Origin of the sequence: Mycobacterium sp., from assembly GCF_049280035.1 — a bacterium.
Lineage (GTDB): Bacteria > Actinomycetota > Actinomycetes > Mycobacteriales > Mycobacteriaceae > Mycobacterium.
The window spans coordinates 1-6358 of the sequence record NZ_JBAPPI010000432.1; the positions used below are offsets into that span (position 1 = coordinate 1).

A 6358-nucleotide genomic window follows, 5' to 3' on the forward strand; every position below is an offset into this window, starting at 1 on the left:
GAACACGGTTGCGCAGCAACCTATCACCCTCATGACGGTCGCCGATGTCGCCGCGGCAGCCGTCGCAAGCAGCGCATTCGGTGCCCCAAGTTCGCCGGGAACCGCCAGCAAGGCAGCGAGTGCGACGAATCCGCCAGCCGCCAGACCCAACGTGAGCCCGGCCGTCCCGTCGCGAAACCCGCGATGGGCGGCTATTGCCGCCAGCAGCGCGATGAAACCGGCCACCGCGGCGACACCGGCACAGCCGCCCCGACGCAGATCGTTGGTACCAAAAGCTGATCCAATCAAGATTGTTGCGCCCGTGGCGGCCAAGCAACTGGCCGCCAGCGCGCCAATCAGCCGAGCCGCTTGCCGAGTCCAAGGTCGCGCTGTCGAAGCGAGCGACACCGATACCGCCTCTGCTACGTCATCGAAGCGCGGCGGCGCTAAGATGGTCGACGAGCTCGTCAGCATCAATACGGTCCCGTCCCGGATCTCGGACTGGGCCAACGTCTTTGACGGGTCCAGCGTGACACTTCCCGGAAGCGAAAGTTGGTGTCGAATAGCGACCGGCTCAGCGCGGTGGTCACACTCGGCTGCCAGCATGTCCACGATCGGTGGTATCAGCAATCCGATCGGTAGCGCGGCCGATAGCACCAAGTCGACGTAGTGGGAGTCGGCGTACACCGTCACCCGCCGCAACCCCCCGCCAACCGGATGGGGTTCGGTGCTTCGGCGCGCTCCCACCGCTTGGTGCACCTCGACCTCCCTTCGCCGATGCGGACGCTAACCGACGGCACGACGCCGCGTATGCAGTGATCCACAGCTGACTTGCAGCTGATTTCGGTCGTCCCTACGGTGCCAATCGCATGGGCCAATGCAATAGCTCTGCGACGGTGGAATTCACCTGGCCGGCACGGCTGCCCTCGCCGGTTTTCGAGTCAGCCGACATCGTTGTCGAGGCGCCACCGGGAGTGACGCGACCGGCACGGACGAACGTGGTGGCCCGTTTCCTGCCGGTCGTCACGGCCATCGCGACTTCTGCAATGATGGCGGTCGTCTTTCTTTCCCGATCGGCCGTGGTGCGCAATCCGGCGTTCATGACGTTTCCGCTGATGATGCTGTTGTCGGCGGTAGTGACGGTGGTGTCCGGCGCGGATCGGCGGCGCGGCGAGATTAACGCCGACCGTGCCGAGTATCTGCGCTACCTCTCCGACTTACGTGCCGTCGTCGTCGAAACCGCTGCGGCACAGCGTTCGTCGCTGATGTGGTGCCATCCTGCTCCCGACACGCTGTGGACGTTGGTAGGTGGCCGCCGGATGTGGGAGCGGCGATCGTCGGATTCGGACTTCTGCCACATTCGAATTGGTATCGGAACACAGCGTCTTGCCACCCGTTTGGTGCCTCCACCGACCGGGCCGACAGCCCAACTGGATCCGGTAACAGGGGGCGGGTTGCGCCGATTTCTGCAAACGCACTCTACGGTCCCGGATGCGCCCATCGCGATTGATCTACGGGAATTCGAGACCGTGACGGTTGGTGGGAATTCCACCCATGCGCGGGCGCTGTTGCGTGCGATGATTTGTCAGCTGGCCGTATTGCACAGTCCGAGCCTGGTGTTGATTGCCGCCGTGATCAGTGATCGCAATCGAGCCCGCTGGGATTGGTTGAAATGGTTGCCGCACAATCAACATCCGCACGCCAACGACGGCCTCGGCTCTGCCCGGATGGTGTACCCATCGCTGGAGGAGGCCGCGCGGGCGCTCGCCGACCTGTTGCCCGACCGCTCGCCGGCCCACCGGGCGCCGCCGCCCCTGCTGGTGGTCGTCGTTGACGACGACGATGACGATGCCCGCGTGACGTCGCTGACGGTCGATACCAGCTACGACGGCCCCGCAACAGCTAGGGAGCTGCGGCTGCAAGTGAGCGAGAACGAGCTGACAATCGGGCAACCGGGCGATGACCAAGCGTCCGTACGCCCCGACCAAATGAGTCACAGCGCTGCACTGATGTGTGCGCGACGGCTGGCCGGGTACCGAGCCGGCCGGCCGGATGCACTAGCGGCAGCACCGGGCGGCGGCTTGGGCTGGCAGGAGCTGCTCGGGATCGGCGATCTCGCGTCCTACACCGCGACTGACTGCTGGAACAGCAGAAGTCCCCGCGATCGGCTTCGCGTTCCGATCGGCACGACCGCCACGGGTGCGCCGCTAGAGCTCGACATCAAGGAGGCCGCCGAGAAAGGTATGGGGCCACACGGGCTCTGCATTGGGGCGACCGGGTCGGGCAAGTCGGAGCTCTTGCGTACGGTCGCGCTCGGGATGATGGTCCGTCATTCACCAGAAGCGCTCAACCTGGCCCTCATTGACTTCAAGGGTGGTGCGACCTTCGCCGGCCTGGAGCCGGCGCCGCACGTCGCGGCCGTCATCACGAACTTGTCCGACAAGGCAGCACTGGTCGCTCGAATGCGCGATGCGCTAACCGGTGAAATGAACCGCCGCCAGGAAGCGCTTCGTTCGGCGGGTAACCTCGACGGGATTGCCGCCTACGAGCGCGTGCGACAAGCGGGAGCCCAATTAGCGCCCCTTCCAGTGCTGTTCATCATCGTCGACGAGTTTTCTGAATTACTCAGCCAGCATTCGGATTTCGCCGACGTCTTCGTCGCGATCGGCCGACTCGGCCGATCGTTAGGTATGCATTTGCTGCTGGCCAGTCAACGTTTGGACGAAGGCAGACTTCGCGGGTTGGAATCGCATCTGTCCTATCGCGTGTGCCTGAAGACATTGTCGGCCAACGAGTCACGCATTGTGCTGGGAACAAACGATGGCTACGAATTGCCGAGCACGCCGGGTGCCGCGTATCTGCGGGTCGGCACGGATGAGTTGTTTCGCTTCCAGACCGCGTACGTCTCCGGTCCGTGCTTTGCAGGAACCCGAGAGGGCCGGGACTTGCCAGACTACGGTGAGGTGCCGGCGCCCGTGCGAGTGTTCACCGCAGGACCGACCGGGCCCGTCACGTCTACCGGCAGAGCCGGCATCGATGTCGACGAGCCGCGCACCGTCCTGCAGACGGTTGTCGATCGGCTCTCCGGCCACGGCCCGCGTGCGCATGAAGTGTGGCTGCCGCCACTCGAGGCGGCGCCGGCGCTTGGCACCGTGCTAGGTGATGCCGAATCAACCGGCGAACCCCGGCCCGCGTTGACCGTCTCCATCGGCATTGTCGACCGCCCGTTCGAGCAGAGGCACACGCCGCTGATGGTCGACTTGTCCGGGGCCGCCGGCAATGTCGCTGTAGTCGGAGCGCCTCAATCCGGCAAATCGACGGCTTTGCGCACGCTGATCACGGCGCTGGCCGTCACCCACGATCCGAGCTTGGTGCAGTTCTACTGTCTTGACTTCGGTGGCGGGGCATTGGCATCGTTGGGCGACTGGCCGCACGTCGGCTCGGTCGCCGGTCGAGCAGATTCGCAGCTGGCTCAGCGGATGATCACCCAGTTCGAAGCAATCATCCGGTCCCGCGAGGCTGTCTTCCGCGACCAGGGGATCCGGTCGATGGCGCAGTATCGCCTGCTGAAGGCCAGACAAGATCCGAGATGCGACCGCTTCGGTGATGTTTTCTTGATTGTTGACGGATGGGCAACCCTGCGCCGTGAATTCGAAACGATCGAGGCCTCGATCAACAGCCTTGCTGCTCAGGGGCTCTCCTTCGGGGTGCATGTGGTGCTGTCCGCGTCGCGATGGGCTGAAATTCGCCCCGCCCTCAAGGATCAGATCGGGACCCGAATCGAGCTGCGGCTCGGCGATCCCGCGGATTCCGAACTGGACCGTCGGCGGGCTCACCTAGTCCCTGAGGGGAAGCCGGGCCGAGGGCTTTCCGACGACGGGCTGCATATGGCGATCGCTCTGCCCGATAGGCGAGTGGAGGAGATGTGGGGCCGCCGTCATAGCGGATGGACCGCGCCCCCGATACCGCTATTGCCCGCGCGCGTCGAATACCAGGGCGTGGTAGAGCGGGCGGTAGACGGTCTGGGCTCTGATGTTCTGATCGGTCTCGAGGAGAGTGAACTACGCCCGTTAGCAATCGATTTCGCACAGCAGCCGCATCTTCTGGTTCTCGGCGACAGCGAGTGCGGGAAGACAGCCGCATTGCGGACGATCTGTCGTGAACTCCTGCGAACCACGACCGCGGCGCAATCCCAGTTGTTCATCATCGATTTCCGGCGTTCGCTGCTCGACATCGTCGGGCCCGAGTCCGAACATCTTGGCGGATACCTCGTTTCGGCGGATGCCGTGGACGCAGTACTCCCGGGCCTAGGTTGCCAGCTGCGCGGGAGGGTGCCGCCTCCAGACGCCACTCCGGTGCAGTTGCGCACCCGGTCCTGGTGGTCAGGACCCGAGATCTACGTTGTGATCGACGATTACGACCTGGTCGCCACCGCTAACAGCAATCCGCTGTCGCCGCTGCTGGAATTTGTGCCGCAGGCCAAGGACCTGGGTCTGCACCTGGTGGTGGCACGCCGCAGCGGCGGCGCCGCCCGCGCCATGTTCGAGCCACTGCTCGCCGGCTTGCGTGATGCCGGCTGTATGGCATTGCTGATGAGCGGAAGCCCGGACGAGGGCCTGACGATTGGGTCAGTCCGCCAGTCGCCCATGCCACCTGGTCGCGGCACGCTGATCACTCGCCGGGCCAGCCCACAGCTGGTGCAGGTTGCCTGGAGTCCCCCGCCATGAGCACGCACATAGTTGAGGTCGGTCCAAACAATATCCGCCAATTATGTTGCGGCGGGGAAGTGGCCGATGACGATGAGATGGTAAGGGTCGCGTTCGACTGCATCGACGATCCGGTAACTCTGATTGACCTTCATCCGGTCAATGTTGACTCGCTGTGGCGGACCGTGCTGGGTTCGCATGCCTGCGGTAACTCTGCCCGAACGATCGTCGTTCACCCGTCGTGGTGGGCGCCGACGCGCATCGATCTGATCAGCGCGGCGACAGAGGTTCTCGCCGGCGAGGTTGTGCTGCGACCCCGGTCGTGGCTGCTGATCCAGGCATCCCCGCTCGAGTCCCAACAGGCGACCGTGGTCGTGGAAATCGCTGACTGCTTCGTGGTGATCACCGGCGCCGCGGTGGTCGCCGAAACCCGCCGCGGACAACCCGAGCGCGTTGTTGAGGGGGTCATTCGATCCATCCGTGAGATGACTTCGGGCGTGGCCGCGGCGGTGGTGATTGACGCGCCGAGCACCGTAGGCGGGGCCGGTGCGCTGGCTGCAATGCTTGCCGATGGACTGCTCGTTAGCGACCGCATCAGCGCGGTGCAGGTCGACGGCGCGCGCTTGAAAGAACTCGCCGCACAGATCATTCAGGACGAAAGCAGCAGCTGCGAGTCACATTGCACCGAAGTTGCGGGGCGTAGCTCTCGCCGCGACCGGGGCCCGGTGCTGGTGGCCGTACTGTTGGTCATCGCGGTACTGGGGGTGCTCGGGGTGTTCACGTGGCGCGGTCATCCTGTGCCGGCCGGCGATGGCATGCCGACAACGTTTCTGGTGGAAGGACATGTCGCCCTTCAGGTCCCGGCGCAATGGCCGATGCAGCGCGTCGTCTCCGGGCCGGGTTCGGCGCGGGTGCAGGTCACATCGCCGTCGGATCCGGAGGTGGCGCTGCATGTGACGCAGTCGCAAGTTGCCATCGCAACCATGAGCGCCACCGCCGAGTCACTGAGACATGCAATCGATGCAGAACCAACCGGCGTGTTCGTCGACTTCAACCCGGTGGGCACTAGTGCCGGTCGCCCTGCTGTTACCTACCGGGAGGTCCGGTCTGGGCACGACATCCAATGGATTGTGTTGGTCGACAAAGCGGTTCGGATCAGCATCGGATGTCAAAGCCGGCACGGACAGGGCGACGCCGTGCGGCAGGTATGCGACCTAGCGGTGCGGTCGGCTCGGGCAGTGGGCTGAGTTACGCGGCCCCCTCGCAGCTGCTCATCCCAACGGGCGGTGTCCGATTGAGACCTCGAGCAGGCGCTTCTTCTGCTCCTTGTATTCCTGTTCGGACATTCGGCCCTGGTCGCGGAGCTTAGCGATCTCACGTATCGCGGCCGCGACTCCAGTCACGACGGTCCGAGGTGCGGGCGTCACTTCGGCCTCGTCGTCGCCCGTCGCACCTGCGGCGCGGCCGGTCAGCCGTGCGTGGGTCACCGGCTTGCCGCTGTTCTGGCCCTCGTCGGTGACCGGTGGGCCGGCCATGGCTTGGCCGGACATACCCGCAATTCCCATCTGGTTGAACGCATTTGCCGAGCCGGCTTCCACTGCCGGCGCAGCTGCCGCGGCGGGGCCGGTGAGTGGCGACGTCACTGCGACGGAGCGTATCTCGGGCGCGGCGAC

4 protein-coding genes are annotated in these 6358 nt (G+C 64.9%); 2 read left to right on the top strand and 2 right to left on the bottom strand.

The genetic code is table 11. The features are described from left to right. Nucleotides 1-738, bottom strand: a 738-nt coding sequence (gene eccD, locus WAN71_RS14315) for a type VII secretion integral membrane protein EccD (RefSeq protein WP_422225968.1), incomplete at its 3' end; no start/stop codon positions are given. Nucleotides 739-848: 110 nt separating this feature from the next. On the opposite strand from eccD, the gene eccCa reads away from it, so the two are divergent. After that, nucleotides 849-4706, top strand: a complete 3858-nt coding sequence (gene eccCa, locus WAN71_RS14320) for a type VII secretion protein EccCa (RefSeq protein WP_422225969.1) — start codon at nt 849-851, stop codon at nt 4704-4706. Beyond that, complete coding sequence (locus WAN71_RS14325) at nt 4703-5932, top strand: type VII secretion-associated protein (RefSeq protein ID WP_422225970.1); 1230 nt, start codon at nt 4703-4705, stop codon at nt 5930-5932. Before eccCa ends, WAN71_RS14325 begins: the two co-directional genes overlap by 4 nt. A 24-nt stretch (nt 5933-5956) precedes the next feature. On the opposite strand, the gene WAN71_RS14330 is transcribed toward WAN71_RS14325, so the two are convergent. Then, the coding region (locus WAN71_RS14330) for an SHOCT domain-containing protein (RefSeq protein ID WP_422225971.1) at nt 5957-6358 on the bottom strand (402 nt) is incomplete at its 5' end.

Excerpts from the sequence above, each read along its gene's own strand:
- eccCa (WP_422225969.1), top strand. The coding sequence starts at position 849 with ATGGGCCAATGCAATAGCTCTGCGACGGTGGAATTCACCTGGCCGGCA.
- WAN71_RS14325 (WP_422225970.1), top strand. The coding sequence starts at position 4,703 with ATGAGCACGCACATAGTTGAGGTCGGTCCAAACAATATCCGCCAATTA.